This window comes from Haloferax marisrubri, assembly GCF_001469875.2.
Taxonomy (GTDB): domain Archaea; phylum Halobacteriota; class Halobacteria; order Halobacteriales; family Haloferacaceae; genus Haloferax; species Haloferax marisrubri.
Genome location: NZ_LOPW02000010.1, coordinates 373,324 through 390,050 on the forward strand (window position 1 = coordinate 373,324; position 16,727 = coordinate 390,050).

Sequence of the window (16,727 nt, forward strand, 5' to 3'; positions counted from 1 at the left end):
TGAAAATCGGTTGGCCATCCTGCCGTAATAGCCAACTACGAGCCGCGAGTGGATTCGCTCACGATGTCGGTCGAATCGTACGGTCCCACTCGTCCAGACCCGCTGACTCGATTCATGGCCGCCTGCCAGGGTGCTGGGATTGCCGCCATCGCATCTCCAACGGTCGGGAGCGCGTCGATCCTCGTCGTGAGTGCCGTCACCCACTGGACGCCGAGTGAGCTACTGGGGGGGAATGCGCAAGCCCTGTTGTTGCTGTTCGTGTGTGCAATTGCGGTCGGCTTCATCGCGGGGTCGTACTGGCCGGTGGTTGATGGCCTCCCACAGAAACGCGAACACGAACTGTACTGGGTTCGAAAGCGGTTTACGATGTGTCTCTTTGCCGGCCTCGGGTGTTACGGCGTGTTTTCGCTCATGTTCGTCGTGACGGTCACAGATCTCCTGCAGAATATGGTCGGCCTTGGCGCGGCGATTCTCGTGTGTACCTATCTGTATGCGTACTCCGCGGACCGACGCGAGGCGAGGTGAGCCGTCGAAGCCACGGGCCAAGACACCACATCTGGACTCCCTTCTGCCCGTCTGAATCGCTCACTGTGACCAGAGAACTGACCGAAACGTCTCTATGTCACACTCGACTATATTCGAGTACATCATGCCGGTCCCCCTCAAACATCACGACGCTGAACTCAGTCTTCGGCCAGGGACCACGGAATCGGATCTCGTGGCGTACCTGTACCAAAATTCTGAGTGGGGATACTCCCCCCAGGAGCTCAAGGAAGCACTTGACATCCCTCGAGGGACCGCTACGACCACACTCAAGCGTCTCTACGACGACGACTACATCGGAAAAACGGATGACGGCTACTACTACGCGCTGAGCGAACGAGACGGCATCCGGCGGTACGTCTCCAGTCTCAACCAAGTCGATCGACTGTTCGGTCACCACCGTGATGCGGACGCCACTCCCGAAGAACCCGACAGACAAATCGGAGGCGGTCGCACCGACGAGGAACTCGATGCAGAACTCGCAGAGCTGGAAGCCGAAGTAGATGAGTAACGTCGAACTCTGCATCACAATTCCAAGCCGTCCCCGCGAGCAGTTCGATCTTGAGAGAGAACGAAACTTGATGATCGTGCCGACCGATTTCGGACTCGTACTAATGAAAATCGGGTTGCCGCCAGTCACGGAGTTCCAGGGGCGTGTAGAAAAACGTGCCAACGAACGCGAATGCTCGATGGACGAGATTAACCAACTCGTACACGACGCCCGAACTGACAACTGAAGGCCGTCCTCGGTACGAACGTTCTGGAAGACTCGGCACGCAGACCGCCAGCGATTGCGCGTGAGCGAGTGCTTCGAATTCGAAGGCGCGCCGAACGGAGTGCTCTGACCAAAACGAATACGTCTATTCCCACTCTATGTGGGAATATGACCAAGGTAGACTCAAAAGGGCGAGTCGTCCTCCCAAAGGATGTACGAGAGCGTCTCGGTATTGCGCCCGGCACAGAAGTAGACATCCACGAAGAAGACGGGAAAGCAGTTGTTGAACCGAGAGACGACCCCGACGAAATTCTCGCCCGCATGGAGCAACTCATTGCGGAAACGTCTTCGAAGCGAGAAGAGACGACGCCGCGTATCGAAGGGGCCGACCCAATTGCCCAGAAGCACAGAGATGCGGTTCGAAAGGGAGCGGAGAAACACTGCGATGAGTGACGCTGGTGGACCCTATCTATTTGATGTCGGTGTAATTGCCCTCGCACATACCGATGCCCCGGTTCGTGATGCTGCGCTCTCGTATGTCCGAGACGCCATCGTTGGCGACATCGATGCTGTTGTTCCATATCCTGCGGTATTCGGAGCACACACCGTCTTGACAACGTACTACGGGCGCTCAAACGCAGACGCATCTCAGCTCCTACAGAATTTCATGGATGCACAACGAATCCATTGGTACGACGAGATGCCCGAAGACGTAGTTCGGGGTGGGCTCTCTCAGGCGAGTGATGCAAACGTTGGTGGATGGGACGGCTACTATGCTCAGGTAGCGATTGACCAAGGAGTGAATACTGTGTTGACGATTGATGATGACTTCGAACGATTTGATGCGTTCGATACTGAGGTCGTTCTCTCACCCGACGAATTTACCGAACTGAACCGGTTTCTTGGAAACTGACTCCCAGAATAAACCGTCTCTGATCACCTCGAAAATCAAACGCAAACCCTCCAGCCGAACCACGAACTCCTTCGTCAGTCGAGATACGGCTGACAAACCCGCTCGACACCCGCTTCGAACGACATCTGGGGCTCCCACCCGGTCGCCTCGTGAATCTTCGAGTAGTCTGCTTTCGTGTCGTGGACGTACACCTCGAAGGGGTTCTCGACGTACACAGGCTCCACATCCGTCCCAAGCACGTCGTTGATCATGTCGACCATCTCGTTGAACGAGTAACTCTCGGCAGTCCCGAGGTTGTAGATGCCCTGGAGTCGTTCCTCTGCGGCGAGTTCGATCCCCCGAACGATATCATCCACGTGGGTGAAGTCACGCGTCTGCGACCCATCACCGAACAGCTCCGGCGACTCACCATTGGCGATTTTGTCGGTGAACTGCGCGACCGTATTCGCGAACTCGCCTTTGTGTTCTTCTGCGCCACCGAAGCCCTGGTACACCGAGAAAAAGCGCATGCCAGCCAGTTGCATGTCGTAGTGGTGGTGGAAGTACTCCGCGTAGCGCTCACGGCCTAACTTCGACGCTTCGTAGCCCGTCCGCGACTCCACGGGCATGTCTTCCGGCGAGGGTTCCGTCCGCGAGCCATAGATCGACGAGGTCGTTGCGTACACAACCGTGTCGCACCCGTCTTTCCGGGCCTGTTCGACCGTGTTGACGAAGCCTTCGATGTTCACACGAGCGCCCTTCGTCGGGTTTTCCTCGTGCATCTTGTACGACGACAGCGCCGCGAGATGGAACACCACGTCGACGCCCTCGGTCGGGAGGTCGTCGTCGAGGACCGTCATGTCGTGGAACTCCACGGCATCATCCAGATTCTCGGGCGTCCCGAGATAGAGGTCGTCGATTGCAATGACGTCGTTGTCTTCCGCAAGATGATTTGCGAGATTCGAACCGATAAAACCGGCCCCGCCAGTAACGAGGACTCGTTTGCCGTCCATACGTGGTTGCTTTCGTCAAGTGACAAGAACCTATCGCGTGCGTGTCCATCCACCAGATGAGAGACGACCGCGGTTCGCCTGCGGGAACCAACCGAACCTAGTTAGCCATCCAACACATTTTCAGTTCCCTCGACTAACTCGATTCCATGCAACAGTACACCCGCCGGAACGCCCTCCGTGCGTGCGGCATTGCCGCCCTCAGTTCACTCGCTGGGTGTTCGGCCCTCCCACCGGACGATCAGGACACAGAGCAACCGACGTACGAGCGACTTGACGTGACGCCAGTCTACGTCGCCGATGGAGTCGACCCCTCAATCCCTGCAGAAATCGAGACGGTGAGCGCACCCCATAACGCCGACCTACTCGTCCTCCCCGATGACACAAACATTGATGCCACACAGGCGGTTGAGTGGCTGACCGACGACCGTGTGCTTGCACTCCTCGGCGAAAAGGCTGAAACAACGTGGCTGTCGTGGGTTCGAAGCGACGCGTTCAGAGACGTGTTCGACACGCAGGGATACTCCGAGAGCGAACCAAGCCCAACGCTCGTCGTCGGTGCAAAAGTCGGCCTCAATACCACAACGTCTCGGTACTCGTGGGGCGATGCACCAGCAAATCGCGACGTACTCCGGGCGCTCGATGAATCGCTCGTTGCGATTGAAAACCGGACGCCGACAGACTGAGTGGGTGCTGACCGAGATCGACATGCAGCACGACGCGCAAAACAATGGATAACTCAGATATATGTGCACCCACAAAGTAATATTGGCGGGCCACATAGCACCGGTCATGACCGACGAGACGCCGACGCCCCCGGACGCGAACCTCACCGAGGAGTGGGAACGCGCCGTTACACAGCGGACTGTGAAAGACCGTGTGTACGAGGCGGCCACGACGCTCACCACACCAACGACTGTCGCGGATATCGCGGCTCGCGCTGATTGCACGAAAGAGGGTGCTCGCCCCCACCTAGAGTGGTTCGTCGATCTCGGCGTCCTCGAGAAGGTCGCTGACAACCCTGCATTGTTCGTTCGGAACGAGGCGTACTTCGAGTTTCGTCGGGTCACCGAACTGATTCGCGAGTTCGAGACGTCCGCGGCGGTCGCTGAGGCGATTGACGAGTATCGAACCCGCGAGCGCGAACTCGCAGCGCACTTCGACGAACCGTCACCGGACGCGGTCGCGTACGCTGGGATTGCTGCTCGCGACGACGACGCGGCAGAGCGCCTGCGTGAGTGGCGAACGGTCACCCGTCGGCTCCGAGAACTTCGAGAGGCGAAACTCCGACTCGACACCGATGGTGGTCACAGCGCTGCATCGCCGTTCCCCTAGCGATGGGTCGGCGTGATGACCTCAACGAAGAACGAATGCGGCTGCTTGGCTCTCGTCTCGCAGCGCTTTCGATGGTTGAGTCGGTCCACTATTTCCCCCTCGAAAAACCAGACCGTGTTGTTGCATCGTTCGAGGAGACGTACTATCCAGACGTGGTTGACGCTGCGGCGCTTGAGCTTCGACTCCGGTTGAATGGCGAGTTCAATCTATCATATCGCGAACGGTGGGCCGGTGACCGCTGGGTCTGTCGATGGGACCGTCATCCGAATACACACAACACGGACGACCACTTCCACGTCCCACCACGTCCCAGCGAAACGACCGCACTTGACGCGGAATACCCTGCCGACATGAACGACGTACTCCGACTCGTCTTCGAGACGATCGAAGCGCGAGTTAACGAGGTATGGGCGGAGACGACAGCACCGGTATACCCCACAGAATATGAATTTGAACGACAGTACGAGCTGCCGTACCTCACAAACCCGTGAGCAACAATTTCGACGTACCAACGTACTCCAGAACGACAACTCAGATTTGACTGAAGAGACGTGGTCAGTCCACTATTCAAATTACCTTACGGGCGATGTGATACGTGTGGTGTGACCATACAGCGAACCCCTTCTTCACCGTGGGGTTGAGTCTGTCACCAGGGTAGTCTGTCATGACACGGATGGCTGGTCACAACAGATATATTCGTGAAACGATTGATCTGGGGAAGTGCTCTCGAATAAAGACCGAGTTGAGTTGCACCAACAGTACCTCGACGGAGAACTGGACGAAGGCGTTGCAAAGGTTCTCATCGGCGATCTACTCGAGGATATTGAGCGTGAGCGCGAGGCAGTCGAGAAGGCAGAGGCGCTCGGTACCGATGGCGTCTTCCAGAACAAGTAGCCGAAGACGGTACTCACCGAGCTGGCAATAACAGAAGGAGAACACTCGGAATATACCGGGGGAGTCGTTTCTACTCGCGATCGACGCTATTGAGCGCGCTGTTCAGTTCAAAGAGTTCTCGGACGACGTTGCTATCTGTGACCCGGTACCGGCGCGGGGACGTGTCCGGGACTTCTTCGACGAGTTCAACCTCAATCAAGAGGTCGGTGAGATTTCCACTCACCGCGACGAGTTCGCAAGTGATCGCTTGGCTGCCGACCGGAGTTTCGAGGAGTCGAGTCCGGCAAACGGAGTGTCCTCCTCTAAGGTGTCAAGGACTGCTTCAACAGGCTCGGAGAACGCGAACCGCAGGTAGACGCCGCGTTTGAACCCGCCACTCGTTCGAGTACTCTCGAGGACACCATACGTCCCCGCCTTGTTGAGGTGGCTGTTGACAGTCTCTTGGGTGTAGATATCTCGCGAGGAGTGATTACAAAGTACTTGATAAATGCTGTATACGACTGGACTTGGCGCAACACCACCATTGACATCGGCGACAATCGCTGCAGCGTACAGAGACAGCTTCTTTTGGACGGTCATCCCGTCGACAATCTCGAGGACGCGGTTCTTCAACACAGAGTCGTTAGCACGGTGGACGTGCTCGGCGGTGACGACCGAATCACCGTTTTGATTCGCAAGCTCACCTGCGTCTCGAAGCAGGTCGATTGAACGACGTGCGTCACCCTCGTTCTTCGCACCGTAGGCAGCAACGAGTTCGATCACGCCTTCATCGAGTGCGTTTTCTTTGAACGCGTCACGTCGCCGATTGAGGATTTCGATGAGTTCGTCCGCGTCGTAGTCGGAGAAATGGATTCCGTTCGGATTGTACGAACTGTCCGTTCGGCTGTCGACGTTTTCGCGGAACTTCGGATGATTCGTGATGACGACCGTCGAGATAAGGGTCTCAACGTGCTGTTCGGCCATGACACGACTCAGGCTATACAGGAGTCGAGAGTACGCCGGTTCTGGCTCGGTAGAACGTCCGGTGAGTGCGTCGATTTCATCGAGAATGAACACGAGCGAATCGAAGTGTTCGTCGACGATTTCGTAGAGGCGCACATATTTCGCATCCGTCGATACACCCTTGCGCGGTATTTCCCACGCGACGCCCGCTTTCGTTGCGGTCTGGTGGCCAAGTTTCCAGACAGCGCGGTCAAGGGTGTGTGACTCCATCGTTTTGAAATTCACCGAGACGAAGTCGAAGTTGATACTGTTCTGCCTCGCTCTGTCTTTGACCTTCTCCGCGACAGCCTTTACTGTCAGGCTCTTTCCGGTCCCACTTGGCCCATACAGAAGTAGGTCCGGTGGACGCTCACCATCGAGGGTGTCGCGGAACGCACGGGCCTCGGCCGCTAACTGTTCGTCACGGCCGTAGATGCGGTCGTGGTCGACGATGGTATTCGGGTCGACCAACTGCTTGTTCCGAAAGACCGTCGTGCTCTCGCCGTCAAGAATATCGTCGACAATCGACGTCTCGGAGTCTTGACCGTGGTCCCCATCACCCCCGCCCTCGGTCGTATCGCCGCCGTCCGTTTTCATTCGTTACTAGATATCTAGACTAGGGCGTAATAACCCTTTTCGAAATGAACGGGGTGTGTTCGAAATGAATACACCGGTGTCGAAATGAATTCTGCAGAAGCTGGGAACTGGTGGGTTAGAACGCCACCCCCACACCGTGTTCGAGATGAAATGTACAGCGGGTCTGCGCTGACACAGCTGATATCGGCATGGTGAGGACTCAAACAGCGATTACTGAGCGACAGCACACCACAATCGAAATGAAATGGGCTGGCAGTAGGTGAATCAGTTGAAACAGGCGTTGAACCCCTCCTATTCCGGGAGTTGGACGGAAAATTCATTTCGATTACGGTGTGTGAGGGTGCCAACAATTGGTCTCGGATTGAGGAGATTTCATTTCGATCACGGTGTGGGTCCCCCTCACTGTGTCTCCTTCTCATGGATGACCATTGACCCCGCGACGTGCTGAAGAACACTTGCAAAACGGTGTGTGGGTCGCATATAAAGAAACAGAACACTCGGAACACATTGGAGGGTGGTCTTTTTTATGCACCGTCAGGGGCTACAGTTACGGGCGTTCTTGCATGGCCGGCGATGTGGTCCTCGTTGGTCCGAGTTGTGTGATGTCGTTTTGCGACTGCGGGCGTCACAACGCCGTCGCTCGCCTGTTTGTCACTCGGTACGAGGTGTGGGTTACCACGCTTGAATACGGTATCCTCGTGACCACAATCGAGGTACCGAGTCCACGACCGACTAGATCGTCACCCCACACCGTCGTCGAAATGAAATCTGTCGAGAAGCGTCGACCACTCAATACCGGCTCAGACACCCATCAAACCGAGTTTCAAGCCGTGAATTCAAATCGAACACGGTGTGCGAAGAGACCGACCGTCGTGGGATTCCGCCTTCGTGATTGACTCGGAAAGTTAGAGGTGGAACTATTATTGCTCAAACTATTATAGTTTGATTCCTAACTTCGGAGTACATATTCGACTGCTCCGGCACCGTTGTTGTTCTCAAGAGTGAAACCTCCCAGTAACGCGACGACCTGCCCGAAGAGCCGGGTAACGAGAGTCGGCCGTACTGTCAGCACGAGGAGGCACCTGGACGACGAATCGGAAATTAACACATATATTCGACAGCCGTATATTCAAACTCCATATGCAATTCTGCTCCGAATGCGGCTCGATAATGCACACGGCGGGCGACACGTGGGTGTGTCGGTCCTGCGAGCACGAAGAACCGCGGGACGCGAACGCGGAAGCAGCCATGTCGATTCAGGACGGACAGCGAGACGACGGCGCACCCGCCGTGGCCGACGCGACCCACGGAGCCGGCGAGACGATGCAAGAGCCCTGCCCGGCGGACGACTGCGACAGCGACCGGGCACACTACGAGATGATGCCGAAGCCCGGCGGGTCATACGAGGTTCGGCTGTTCACGTGCGTCGAGTGCGGCCACAAGTGGCGCGATTCCTGACTTCTCGGCACCCCCCTCGCTACTGAAGTATTGAGTCAGCACCAGCACCACGAGACGCAACTGCCCTGCGATGCTGCATGCCGCCGTGGTCTACAGGCGGAGCAGGCCGAGTGCCTCGGAGCTTGACCCCGAGGCGGTTCACCACACGCGAGTTCTAGCACCGGCTTTCAACAGGCCTCGTTTATCTCATATCTCACGCTGTTTTCACAATTATCATACCGAACGTCTATATCACTCGAACGCCCAGTTACGAGTGACCATGTCAATCGACCGAGAAACGTTCGAGAACGCCTCCGAGGACGAGTTGGAGGGGCTCTCTACTCCTGATCAAGTTCTCGGGTTTCTCGCTGCGCACGAAGACCGCGCGTTCAAAGCACGCGAAATTGCCTCCCAAACCGAACTCGACGAAGGGGCCGTCAGTACAGCTCTCTCTCGGCTGAAGGAGCGTGGCCTGGTCGAACACAAGGCGACGTACTGGGCGGTGACTACTGACGACGCTCGTCTCCAAGGTTACAGCGGATACGAGCGGGCGACTGCGCTGTTCAACGACCAACTCGGTGAGGAAGACAAGGAGGCGTGGCATGAACACGCACCGAATGAGCCGCATCCGAGTGTCGAGGACGAGCGGTGACAGACGACGAGTCGAAACCGCTCTTCGAGCGCGGCGACGTCGTCTATGGTGACGACCCGTTCAAAGACGCGGGAGATTCGCGCCCGTGGTTGGTTCTCTCGGTTAGTTCAACAGTTGTCAGATTCCCTCCCGGCCTGAAGGCCGGGATTCCCTCCTCGTAGGAAGATGGGTGGGTCGATGCGCAACACACCCCGCGCTTCCGGAGAAAAGTCACAGAGATGCAAGGAGGAAGCCCACGGCTTCAGTCGTGAGCCGATGACCAGCGTGACCTGTTCTTGACCCTGCTCACCCTTACCGCATTGACAACCCGGCACCCAGCCCCGCCCCGATTGCGACACCGATTGCGATTCCCAATGCAAGATTGTCCAGCACTAAGCCGAGTGCGACGCCGAATCCGGTCCCGATCGCAATCCAGGTACCCACCGTCGCCGAATCCATCTCGCCGTCGTCGTCCGAACTCATAGGTGACCAATCGCAGCGCGGCGAGAAAGTCGTTCGTGACTGACACGCGCCGACAACGCTCTCGACCGACCACGCGACCAAAGGTCAAGAGCCACACCACGACTCGAACCGCCCGTGGGAATCGGAGACGTCGAACGGTGAGCACACCGATTCGAGTCACCCTAAGCAGGACGCTCACTCCTCGAGGAAGCCGAGCTGATCGGCGATCTCCCGTGGGTCGTAGTACAGCCGCTCTTCTTGGATTTTGCCGTCGGCGATGACGAACGCGGACATGCCCTTGTGCTCGAACGTGCGTCCGGTCGGGGGGAGGCCGTTGAAGACGCCGTCGTGCGTCCCCGTTGCCGTCCACTCGGTCATGACCATCTCGGCGTCTTCGAGGAGGGCCACGGGCGTGATTGTGAAATCCGGGAATGCGGTCCGGAGTTCGCGGACGTACGCTTCGAGCGCCGCCGGGCCGTGGACTTCACCGCCGGGAGCGCTCGGCTCGTAGGCGACGAACGACTCGGAGACGGCGTCCGTGTTCGAGTCTTCGCCGTTCCAGAGCGCGAGGTAGGCGTTCATGGGCTGTTCGTGTCTGGTCGAGACGATTGGGGTCATCGGTCAAAGCACCCTGGCTAGAGGGAGGCGTCAAATAAACATATAGTTGTCAGATAGCTCTCGCGGAGCGAGAACCAGGTCCGTACCAGATACCGGCGGCAACTCGTGGTCGTGGCCAACGCAATCAGCGCGACATTTCAGAAATCGAGACATTCATCCGAGCGATCACCTCGTCTCATCGGTTCTCGATACGTCCGCGCGCTCCGAGACTGCTCGTCGGCAACGCGCCTCGTGCGGGTCAGCGATAGGACATCGAGGTCGTGTTGGGGCCCAGACTGAACCCGTTCTGCAACAACACCTGCGCAACCACTAGGGCGTCCCACAGGTTTAGGTGTGGGAAGTCTGTCAACAACCGGTTGTGTCGGGATACCAACGGCGAATGACGGCGTACCCACGACGAACATAGCGTCCGCGGTATCACGACGAGGGAGTTGTCGAGCACGGAACCAACAGCGATGACACTAGAGCGATATATGGGACACAAACTCACGCAGACTACGATTGTACTGTTGCTGTGCGGCCTGCTGGCCACCGCACCGATTGCAGGCGCGACGACAGTTGCCCACGAAGTACAGCCCACGGGACAGTCGAGCCTCGAAACAACAGAAACGACACTCGCAATAAGCGGCAACGGGACCGAGGTGAATCCGTACGTCATCACTAACGCCTCTGGGCTGACCGCGATTCGCGACGACCTCGATGCCCACTACGTCCTTGGGTCGGACATCGACGCGACCGAGACGGCGACGTGGAACAACGGCTCCGGATTCGAACCAATCGGGACGTTCTCGACGCCGTTCACGGGCACGATTGACGGTGAAAATCACACCATCGAGGGGCTGACGATCGACCGGCCGTCGACGAGTGGCGTCGCACTCGTTGGCTACGCCTCAGAAAGTTCGATTACGGACCTCCAACTGACTGACGTCGCCATCACCGGCGACTTCACCACGGCCGCCCTCGTCGGGTCGGCAACGGACACCGTCGTCCGCGAGGTGACTGTCAGCGGGTCGATCTCGGGCAGCGGGACCGTCGCCGGCATGGTGGCGACCACCGACGGCGGGACAGTCGAACACGTCGATGCAACGGTCACAGTAGAGAGCCCCGGGAGCGCAGGCGGACTCGTTGCTGAAAACGAAGGCACCGTCAGCAATGTCGTCGTGTCCGGGCACGTCACCGGTGGGACGTACGTCGGTGGCATCGCCGCACAGAACCCCGGGACGATCGAACGCGCAGCGGTGAACGCGACCGTCGTCGGAACGACCGACGACACGAGTGTCGCGACTGGCGGCCTCGTCGGATACAATTCGGGGAACATCACCGCGACGCACGCTCACGGCCGCGTGTCCGGCACGAACTACGTCGGCGGGCTCGTGGGGTCGAGTAACTACGAAAGCGGCGTCGTCGCCGACTCGTACGCGACGGCGAACGTGTCCGGCGAGTCAACCGTCGGCGGCCTCGTCGGCGGCCTGTACTACGGCAGTTCGGTCATCGGGTCGTACTGGAACGAACAAACCTCCGGCCAACCGACCTCTGCGGCGGCGGGCAACGGAAGCGTTGGGTTCTCGACCGCGGCGATGACGGGCGAGGCGGCCACGACGAATCTGACTGCGTTGGACTTCGCAGAGACGTGGCAGGTTGAGTCGGGAGCCTACCCGGATCTCGTCGGGGTGCGTGGCGACGAGTATTCCGCGAGCACGGCGACTGACGAGCCCACGCCGCTCGGACTCAACGCAACGACCGAGCTGGTCGATAGTGACCTCGTCCTCACGGTCACGGCGAACGACTCGCTCGACTCGCTCGAAGCCGTCCTCGCGAGTTCCTCGACGGTCTACCAGGAGACGATTACGCTCGATGCGTTCTCGGAGACGCAAAACGGGTCGACGTACGTTTACACGACGCGATACGTCGACACGGCCGCCGGCGAGTACACGCTTGACGTCTCGGCGAGTGACGAGACGGGGGCGCAGACAACCCTCAATCGCAGCCTCACGGTCGGCGACGAAACGACTGCGCCGACGGTCGACCTCGAGATTGCGGTTGTCGATGACCCGCTCGGCCCGAATAGCACGACGACAGCCGAACTCGTCGCGCGAAACGTCTCGTCGGATATCGGTGCCTACGAGGCGACGATTTCCGTTCCCGAGGCGTCGGGAGTCACGATAACGGCAGTAAACGCCACCGGGTCGCCGGCGTTCGCCAACACCACGTACAGTCGTAACAACACGACCGCGCGGGTGAGCGTCGTCGGCCGAACACCGACCGAAAGCGAGTCGCCGACCCTCGCGACGATTACACTTGAGAGTGGGACGACCATCGACGAGGGCGACACAGTCGTCAGCGTCTCGGATGCGAACGTCTCGACCGAAGGAGGCGACGAAATCACGGTCACGTCGATGACGGGCGATACCGTTCCACTCGCCGCACTCGACCCGGTCGGCGACTTCGAATCACCGCCGACCGATCCGGATGGTGACGGCGTGTACGAAGACGTCAACGGCGACGGCAACGTCACCGTCTCCGACGTGCAGGCGCTTTTCACCCATCGGGACAGCGAGGCGGTCACAGAGCAGAGTGAGCGCTTCGATGTCACCGGAAACGGGGTGTTCAACATCGTCGACGTCCAGCGATTGTTCTACACGACGACGACCTAAGTTCGCGGCTCCGTGCCGTGGGCCTTCGTCGCTCTCTCCGAATGGTACCGGACGCGATGGCTGGTTCTCCGCTCATCCACAGGAGTGAATAACAGCTGTACAACTGCCACACCAACACGAGTGACGGAGAGCTGCAACCGCAGGTCGCCGGAGGTGCGTGTGAACGGCCACCACGCTGGCTGCGCAAGGACATTTCAAACGCGCTGAAAGTGTGCTTCAGAAGAAATACTTGCCAATTGAAATATTATGAAGTGGCTGTATCGGAGTAAAATCCGTAGATGAAATTCAAGCATATAGTTCTGGTGGCCCTTGTGGTCGCACTAATCACCCAGCCGGTGGCCGCGGCTGGCCCACTATACGAACCGGAACAGGACGGAGTAGAATACAGTCGCTTGACAGCCCTCACGGAATCACAACTCACAACGGCTGTTACTGATTCTGCACCGCAATCAATCACGACAGCGGACTCAACATCTGCAACAAACCGTTCAGTTCGGTATACGCTCATCAATACGTCAACTGAGCTGATCCACCGACTCGCACCGAACGAACCGCTCGCCGACCTCGCAGTTCCAGCTGGCGAGTACCGTGTGCGACAGGTGACGCAGACGGGAACGAACACAACCGAGACGTACTTCGACATTCGGGTTGCCGAAGACGGGACAGTCACCAAACTGAGTACGGAACAGTCCGATGGGATCGTTAGCGGGGCCGTCACCGAAAGCGACCTCGGTGTTCAGGTTCTTGTTGGGCATAGCTACGACGAGCCATATCTGTCGGATGAGACGGTGAACGTCTCCGTGAGCGCAGTCAATACTAGCACGGCTGTGCCGATGCCAGTTGAGGGTCCGAATCTCACGGTGACTGTCACCGGACCGGAAAATACTGAGCTCACGCGAACGGTCCAGTCGCGTTCGACTGGTCCAGTTGCCGTCCCGATTGATCTCTCGGGCCTCCCGAACGGCACCTACGATGTCGAGGTCTCGAGCCCTGAAACATCGGATACGGCGAGTGCTGACTTCCTCGCCGGGCCGACCGTCAGAGTCTATCCACACTTTACCGACCACATCGAAGTCGGTGAACCAACGACGATCGCCGCGTCACTCGCAGAACAGGGGCGACCACAGCCGAATACGGAACTTAATATTTCGATCCGGCGACCGAACGGCACCGAAGTGACACGGACCGTGACGACTGACTCGGACGGGTTTTCGATGATTAACTTCACCCCGACGCAGTCTGGACCATACTGGGTTCATCCTGCGGACCGGCCGGGTGAGTCGACGTCACTCACCGCTGTCGATGTCGTCGCGGAGTTGAAGACAAACACGAGAGATTACTCGACGTGGATGCCGGCCGGTGACGAGGTCCAACTCTCTGGGCTCGTCTACGACGATGGTGCAGCACTCGCGAACACGGACCTGACGATTCGGATTATCAACACCACGGACCGACGTGACACACCCGTCACAAACCTGAGCGTGTCGACGAACGACGACGGGCTCTATGCGACGGCGTGGCAGACGCCGAACAAACCGACAGCACGGTACGAGGCGCACCTCTACACGAGCGACGGCGAGCGAATCGAACACGATGGAGGGCGGATCAACCTAGAAGCAGTAGATGATGGGACGAGCGGCGGTGACGATGCTGAGCCGACTGCCACGCTCGTCACCGAGATTGACTCACCATCGTATCGGAACGTTGTTGCCCCCGGTGGAAACGTTACTGCAACGGTCCACGCAGAGGCCAACGGGAGTGCTGTCACGGATACGACGGTCAACTACACACTCGCCTACGAGTATCGAGAACAGGTCGCAGCGACAGGCAGCGTTACAACCGACGAGTCCGGCCAAGCAACGATTGCAGTTCCGGTTCCAAGCGATGCCCCGGATAGTGCTTCGTTCGAGTTACTGACGCAGGCCACTATTGACGGGACGACGATTGACAGTCAGGATGGTGGTGAAATCCAACGCTACCGGATTGAAGAGGACCGCTTGGGTGGCCATGCGCCCGGAGACAACATTGGCTACGAGCTGCAGTTCCTCGACCCAGCGACCGGTGCTGGTGTTTCGGGCGTCCCAATCTCGGTCGCTGCCGAGACGTTCACCCGGATGCAGGGTGGCTCCTTCGGAACTGGAACGGACGTCTCGAATGCTGATGGAACGGCGACAGTCAACTTCACCCTCCCAGGCCACGCGACGCGTGAGTTCCTGTATGGGCCACGATATCCCTACTTCGATGGCGGCTTCCCGACAGAGAACGTTCAGGGATACGACATCTCCGTTAATGGGCTTTCCAGAGAGCTCGAAGGAGGCGACACGGTCACGCTCAATTACACCACGACGAGTCGTGATGACACATCGGCAGTCGTGATGTTTAGAACGTGGGAAGACGGCGAGTCGCCGGGTGCCAATGCCAAAGTCGTCTCTGAAGGAGAGTCGTTTACCATGACCGCCCCTGACGTCTCAGGTGAGTCCTCGTATCGAGTCGATCTGTACGTCGTGAACGGATCTGGCGTGACTGCCACCGAGAGCGAGTATCTCGACATCACCCCCGGAAGTTCGTCGGCGGACGAACCACGGAACGTGACAGTCACGGGGCAACTAGCAACGGCAGCTGGCAGTCCGGCGGTCAACGCGACGGTCGGGTTCACGCCGGTGTCTGGCGGCCCCACGACGTTTGTCGCCACGAACGAAACCGGCGCGTACAACAGTTCCAACACGGCACGCGTGAGCGGTGACCCACTCACCGCGAACACAACGTATTCGGTCGCGTTCTACCAAGCGAATTTCGTCAGCGGCGAGTCGCACCCACAGACGTGGGCAAACGATGGAATCGCCGATATCTACGCCTACGGAACGGTCAACACGTCGAACACCACGACGGTCTCTGGACAGCTCCCGATTGGACACCGGCTTAACGTCACCGTGACGAACGAGAGCGACGTGCCGGTCGAGAATGCGACCGTTGTCGTTCGACACACCCGTCAAGAGCGATCCGCTGCGGCCGCAGGAACGACAACTGAAACCGGGGCGTACGAGTACATCGTAAGCGAACAGCAGGGCATCGAACTACGCGGGAACGTCTCTGTCGCAGTCTACGACTCGACCGAATTCGAGAATCAGATGGTCACCACATACACGACGGTCACAAACGACACCGCGGTTCGTGTCACACTTCCCGAAAACGAAACCACGACTGGCGATGACAGCGACTCGGCCGACCGGAACGCGACGCTCCGCCTGGTGCCGTCACAGGACACCGCCCAAGTTAACGAGACGGTGACGCTCGAGTTCGTCGTTGCGAACGCGAGTGAGGGTGTGGGTGCCTTTTCGAGCACGCTCAGCCTGACGAACGATACGGCTCGGATTGCGGATGCATCCGTCGCCGGCACACCGGAGGGCGTAGAGATCAACCAGAGCGACAATAACACGTCGGTGTCGCTCGCTGCCTTCGGACTGAATCGGACTGCAGCCGATGAACTCGTGCTCGCGAGGGTTAACGTCACGCTCACGCTCGTTGGCTCGACCGACCTCGTCGTCGAAGAGGCCACACTCGGGACGCCGAGTGGCTACGACTACAACCTCACCAATGAGGCTGACGCCAAGCTCACCGCCACGACGCTGACTCCGATTGGGAATGCAACGGCACCACCGACTGATCCGGATGGTGACGGCACCTTCGAAGACATCAACGGCGATGGCAACGTGACTGTCTCGGACGTGCAGGCGATGTTCGCGAATCGCGAGAGCGATATTTTCGACGACCACACCGAGCGGTTCGACTTCTCCGGCAACGGAGCGGTGAACATCGTCGATATCCAGAACCTCTTCGTTGAGGTGACAGAAACCTCGTCGTAGCGGACACGGCTTCGTGCCTCGGGGACAGACCCCGAGGCAGTTCACAGATTGAGTCTCGTACTTCGAAGTGCAGGACGACGACCCACGTGGGACTG

17 protein-coding genes and 1 pseudogene are annotated in these 16,727 nt (G+C 58.6%); 14 read left to right on the forward strand and 4 right to left on the reverse strand.

The features are described from left to right. Window positions 1-114 precede the first annotated feature (114 nt). From AUR65_RS09015 to AUR65_RS09035, 5 genes are all read left to right on the forward strand, one after another. Window positions 115-525: a hypothetical protein gene (locus tag AUR65_RS09015; protein ID WP_058566632.1), complete on the forward strand. Its 411-nt coding sequence runs from the start codon at window positions 115-117 to the stop codon at window positions 523-525. Between the two features lie 94 nt (window positions 526-619). Beyond that, entirely contained in the window at window positions 620-1,054 is a 435-nt protein-coding gene (locus tag AUR65_RS09020; RefSeq protein WP_084816408.1) for a helix-turn-helix domain-containing protein, read from the forward strand. Next, complete coding sequence (locus tag AUR65_RS09025) at window positions 1,047-1,280, forward strand: transcriptional regulator (RefSeq protein WP_084816409.1); 234 nt, start codon at window positions 1,047-1,049, stop codon at window positions 1,278-1,280. Before AUR65_RS09020 ends, AUR65_RS09025 begins: the two co-directional genes overlap by 8 nt. Window positions 1,281-1,426: 146 nt before the next feature. Next, window positions 1,427-1,711 (forward strand): AbrB/MazE/SpoVT family DNA-binding domain-containing protein, encoded by a 285-nt coding sequence (locus AUR65_RS09030; protein WP_084816410.1) that lies wholly within the window; start codon window positions 1,427-1,429, stop codon window positions 1,709-1,711. Further along, a complete protein-coding gene (locus tag AUR65_RS09035; RefSeq protein WP_084816411.1) occupies window positions 1,704-2,171 on the forward strand; it encodes a type II toxin-antitoxin system VapC family toxin in 468 nt (155 codons plus the stop codon). Before AUR65_RS09030 ends, AUR65_RS09035 begins: the two co-directional genes overlap by 8 nt. 74 nt (window positions 2,172-2,245) lie before the next feature. Here the strand turns inward: AUR65_RS09035 and AUR65_RS09040 are convergent, their stop codons facing one another. Next, window positions 2,246-3,163 carry an NAD-dependent epimerase/dehydratase family protein gene (locus AUR65_RS09040; RefSeq protein ID WP_058566513.1) on the reverse strand — a complete coding sequence of 306 codons (918 nt, stop codon included), beginning with the start codon at window positions 3,161-3,163 and terminating at the stop codon, window positions 2,246-2,248. 146 nt (window positions 3,164-3,309) lie between these two features. Between AUR65_RS09040 and AUR65_RS09045 the strand changes: the two genes are divergently transcribed. The 4 genes from AUR65_RS09045 to AUR65_RS19705 all read left to right on the forward strand — a co-directional run bounded on the left by AUR65_RS09045 (window position 3,310) and on the right by AUR65_RS19705 (window position 5,389). Beyond that, complete coding sequence (locus AUR65_RS09045) at window positions 3,310-3,846, forward strand: hypothetical protein (protein WP_058566514.1); 537 nt, start codon at window positions 3,310-3,312, stop codon at window positions 3,844-3,846. A 106-nt stretch (window positions 3,847-3,952) separates the two neighbouring features. Then, window positions 3,953-4,495 (forward strand): DUF7342 family protein, encoded by a 543-nt coding sequence (locus AUR65_RS09050; protein WP_058566515.1) that lies wholly within the window; start codon window positions 3,953-3,955, stop codon window positions 4,493-4,495. 35 nt (window positions 4,496-4,530) lie between these two features. Further along, entirely contained in the window at window positions 4,531-4,986 is a 456-nt protein-coding gene (locus AUR65_RS09055; protein ID WP_084816421.1) for a hypothetical protein, read from the forward strand. A gap of 229 nt (window positions 4,987-5,215) precedes the next feature. Beyond that, window positions 5,216-5,389 carry a hypothetical protein gene (locus tag AUR65_RS19705; protein WP_158250829.1) on the forward strand — a complete coding sequence of 58 codons (174 nt, stop codon included), beginning with the start codon at window positions 5,216-5,218 and terminating at the stop codon, window positions 5,387-5,389. 219 nt (window positions 5,390-5,608) lie between these two features. On the opposite strand, the gene AUR65_RS09060 is transcribed toward AUR65_RS19705, so the two are convergent. Beyond that, complete coding sequence (locus AUR65_RS09060; RefSeq protein ID WP_058566516.1) at window positions 5,609-6,967, reverse strand: Cdc6/Cdc18 family protein; 1,359 nt, start codon at window positions 6,965-6,967, stop codon at window positions 5,609-5,611. Between the two features lie 1,140 nt (window positions 6,968-8,107). Here AUR65_RS09060 and AUR65_RS09065 point away from each other — a divergent pair. The 3 genes and pseudogenes from AUR65_RS09065 to AUR65_RS20195 all read left to right on the forward strand — a co-directional run. Next, window positions 8,108-8,425, forward strand: coding sequence for an RPA12/RPB9/RPC11 RNA polymerase family protein (locus tag AUR65_RS09065; RefSeq protein WP_058566517.1), 318 nt, complete (start codon window positions 8,108-8,110; stop codon window positions 8,423-8,425). A gap of 259 nt (window positions 8,426-8,684) precedes the next feature. Next, complete coding sequence (locus AUR65_RS09070) at window positions 8,685-9,056, forward strand: MarR family transcriptional regulator (protein WP_058566518.1); 372 nt, start codon at window positions 8,685-8,687, stop codon at window positions 9,054-9,056. Then, a pseudogene (locus AUR65_RS20195) lies at window positions 9,053-9,157 on the forward strand (type II toxin-antitoxin system PemK/MazF family toxin); the annotation flags it as partial. The gene AUR65_RS09070 and the pseudogene AUR65_RS20195, both read left to right, overlap by 4 nt. Window positions 9,158-9,347: 190 nt before the next feature. Here AUR65_RS20195 and AUR65_RS19955 read toward each other — a convergent pair. Then, window positions 9,348-9,518: a hypothetical protein gene (locus tag AUR65_RS19955; protein WP_199180584.1), complete on the reverse strand. Its 171-nt coding sequence runs from the start codon at window positions 9,516-9,518 to the stop codon at window positions 9,348-9,350. Between the two features lie 174 nt (window positions 9,519-9,692). Then, window positions 9,693-10,115 (reverse strand): ester cyclase, encoded by a 423-nt coding sequence (locus AUR65_RS09075; protein ID WP_058566519.1) that lies wholly within the window; start codon window positions 10,113-10,115, stop codon window positions 9,693-9,695. Between the two features lie 473 nt (window positions 10,116-10,588). On the opposite strand from AUR65_RS09075, the gene AUR65_RS09080 reads away from it, so the two are divergent. Both AUR65_RS09080 and AUR65_RS09085 read left to right on the forward strand, forming a co-directional pair. Continuing rightward, window positions 10,589-12,769, forward strand: coding sequence for a ZmpA/ZmpB/ZmpC family metallo-endopeptidase-related protein (locus AUR65_RS09080; protein ID WP_158250831.1), 2,181 nt, complete (start codon window positions 10,589-10,591; stop codon window positions 12,767-12,769). 278 nt (window positions 12,770-13,047) lie between these two features. Further along, on the forward strand, window positions 13,048-16,632 hold the full coding sequence (locus tag AUR65_RS09085; RefSeq protein WP_146047397.1) for a hypothetical protein: 3,585 nt from the start codon (window positions 13,048-13,050) through the stop codon (window positions 16,630-16,632). Window positions 16,633-16,727: the final 95 nt, after the last annotated feature.

Excerpts from the sequence above, each read along its gene's own strand:
- AUR65_RS09015 (WP_058566632.1), top strand. The coding sequence starts at position 115 with ATGGCCGCCTGCCAGGGTGCTGGGATTGCCGCCATCGCATCTCCAACG.
- AUR65_RS09020 (WP_084816408.1), top strand. The coding sequence starts at position 620 with ATGTCACACTCGACTATATTCGAGTACATCATGCCGGTCCCCCTCAAA.
- AUR65_RS09025 (WP_084816409.1), top strand. The coding sequence starts at position 1,047 with ATGAGTAACGTCGAACTCTGCATCACAATTCCAAGCCGTCCCCGCGAG.
- AUR65_RS09030 (WP_084816410.1), top strand. The coding sequence starts at position 1,427 with ATGACCAAGGTAGACTCAAAAGGGCGAGTCGTCCTCCCAAAGGATGTA.
- AUR65_RS09035 (WP_084816411.1), top strand. The coding sequence starts at position 1,704 with ATGAGTGACGCTGGTGGACCCTATCTATTTGATGTCGGTGTAATTGCC.
- AUR65_RS09040 (WP_058566513.1), bottom strand. The coding sequence starts at position 3,163 with ATGGACGGCAAACGAGTCCTCGTTACTGGCGGGGCCGGTTTTATCGGT.
- AUR65_RS09045 (WP_058566514.1), top strand. The coding sequence starts at position 3,310 with ATGCAACAGTACACCCGCCGGAACGCCCTCCGTGCGTGCGGCATTGCC.
- AUR65_RS09050 (WP_058566515.1), top strand. The coding sequence starts at position 3,953 with ATGACCGACGAGACGCCGACGCCCCCGGACGCGAACCTCACCGAGGAG.
- AUR65_RS09055 (WP_084816421.1), top strand. The coding sequence starts at position 4,531 with ATGCGGCTGCTTGGCTCTCGTCTCGCAGCGCTTTCGATGGTTGAGTCG.
- AUR65_RS09060 (WP_058566516.1), bottom strand. The coding sequence starts at position 6,967 with ATGAAAACGGACGGCGGCGATACGACCGAGGGCGGGGGTGATGGGGAC.
- AUR65_RS09065 (WP_058566517.1), top strand. The coding sequence starts at position 8,108 with ATGCAATTCTGCTCCGAATGCGGCTCGATAATGCACACGGCGGGCGAC.
- AUR65_RS09070 (WP_058566518.1), top strand. The coding sequence starts at position 8,685 with ATGTCAATCGACCGAGAAACGTTCGAGAACGCCTCCGAGGACGAGTTG.
- AUR65_RS19955 (WP_199180584.1), bottom strand. The coding sequence starts at position 9,518 with ATGAGTTCGGACGACGACGGCGAGATGGATTCGGCGACGGTGGGTACC.
- AUR65_RS09075 (WP_058566519.1), bottom strand. The coding sequence starts at position 10,115 with ATGACCCCAATCGTCTCGACCAGACACGAACAGCCCATGAACGCCTAC.
- AUR65_RS09080 (WP_158250831.1), top strand. The coding sequence starts at position 10,589 with ATGGGACACAAACTCACGCAGACTACGATTGTACTGTTGCTGTGCGGC.
- AUR65_RS09085 (WP_146047397.1), top strand. The coding sequence starts at position 13,048 with ATGAAATTCAAGCATATAGTTCTGGTGGCCCTTGTGGTCGCACTAATC.